Below are 1294 nucleotides of genomic sequence, written 5' to 3'. Positions count from 1 at the left end.
AACTCGCTGAGCTGCGCCCGTTCTTCTTCCGTCAGACGCACAATATATTTTTTGTTCATCGGGTACCTCCTAAGCGACGCTACCAGGGTCTACCAGCACGCTTATATCACGGCTATGAACTTGCAATCTATGTCGAAAACAGGGGATCGGGTGGCAACCAGCAACATCGGTCGAAACTAGGTACTAGTAGGTCGGTGACTACTAGCAGGTCATCGAGGGCAGCAGCAACGCTGGTGCAGCTCCGCGACCACCACTTCCTGAGCCGGGGTGAGGGTGGTCTGCAAGCAGTGCGGCGTGTGGGAGCCATCGGCAACGCCGTCACGGCCCTGCCAGCAGCGGATGGTGTCCTCGCTGACGCCTAGCTCATTGGCGAGCTGCCTGGCTGGACGCTTGAATGTAACGGCGAATCTTTGGAGGCGTGGTCGCATCAGAACGGGAGCTGGTCCGGGCCTTATTACTCGATCACGTAAAATTTGGATATGCCCATATCTGAACGGGAGCCGGTCTGGACCTTATGCTCGATCATATAGGTACCTGGTTTGATCTCCTCCGGAACCGTGAAATCCAGGGTTGTCTCCCGCTTCCCCTTCTCGCGCCCCCCGCTGGTGGGACCCAGTGTCACGAGAGCAATATCATCCTTGTCCTTTATTGTCCAACTTTCCACCACCGGTGCGGTGGATTGGCGGGGTGGCAGGTTCAACCAATATACCGTCCGAACCGCTACCTTCCCCCCGGCTTCCACCACGGTAGGTGTGTTTCTACTTTTTTGAATCTTGACCTGGGGTTGAGTAACCGGTCCGGTCGCCCCATAAGCACGCCTTTCCTCCGCGGTCGAACTGACCAGTTTCGATTGGTAGTTGTTAATAGTAAAAGCGGCCAACCCAGTGGCAACGCTGACCGCCGTACCCACCGTAGCGTTGGTTAATGCCCCCGTGATGCTACCGACAACCATGCCGGCAATGCCCACCCCTACAGTGTTATCCTGCGTGTCGTCGGTTGTCTGACACCCGGATAGGGCGATGGTCATAACGGCAACAATCAGTAGCCTGTGGTCGATTCGTTTCACCGTGCTGAATTCTCCGAATAAACAAGTACCAAGATCTCGTTCAAGCATCTTCTAACACCATTTTCCAGCGCATTATAGAGGAGGTAGTTCGCTGTTCCTACGTGAATCCGTGAGATAAAATCCAGGATTTCGGTTAACTCTATGATTTTAATTGGATTTTCAAAGATTGGCTATTTCACCTGCTGGGTGAGTCCAAAAATGAATGAATTTTTCCATTATCCTGTTGTT

Annotated in this window: 1 protein-coding gene and 1 pseudogene; both read right to left on the bottom strand. The window is 53.2% G+C overall.

Going from position 1 to position 1294, the window contains the following annotated elements; genetic code table 11:
- Positions 1 to 193: 193 nt before the first annotated feature.
- A pseudogene (locus tag BQ17_RS20435) lies at positions 194 to 408 on the bottom strand (IS481 family transposase); the annotation flags it as partial.
- A 46-nt stretch (positions 409 to 454) separates the two neighbouring features.
- A complete protein-coding gene (locus BQ17_RS07250; RefSeq protein ID WP_089725678.1) occupies positions 455 to 1114 on the bottom strand; it encodes a hypothetical protein in 660 nt (219 codons plus the stop codon).
- Positions 1115 to 1294 lie beyond the last annotated feature (180 nt).

The sequence above is a fragment of the Candidatus Thiosymbion oneisti genome (assembly GCF_900092655.1).
In the GTDB taxonomy this organism is placed as follows: domain Bacteria; phylum Pseudomonadota; class Gammaproteobacteria; order Chromatiales; family Chromatiaceae; genus Thiosymbion; species Thiosymbion oneisti.
The sequence above is the reverse complement of the archived record's forward strand: the minus strand, read 5'-3'. Positions and strand labels throughout refer to the sequence as shown.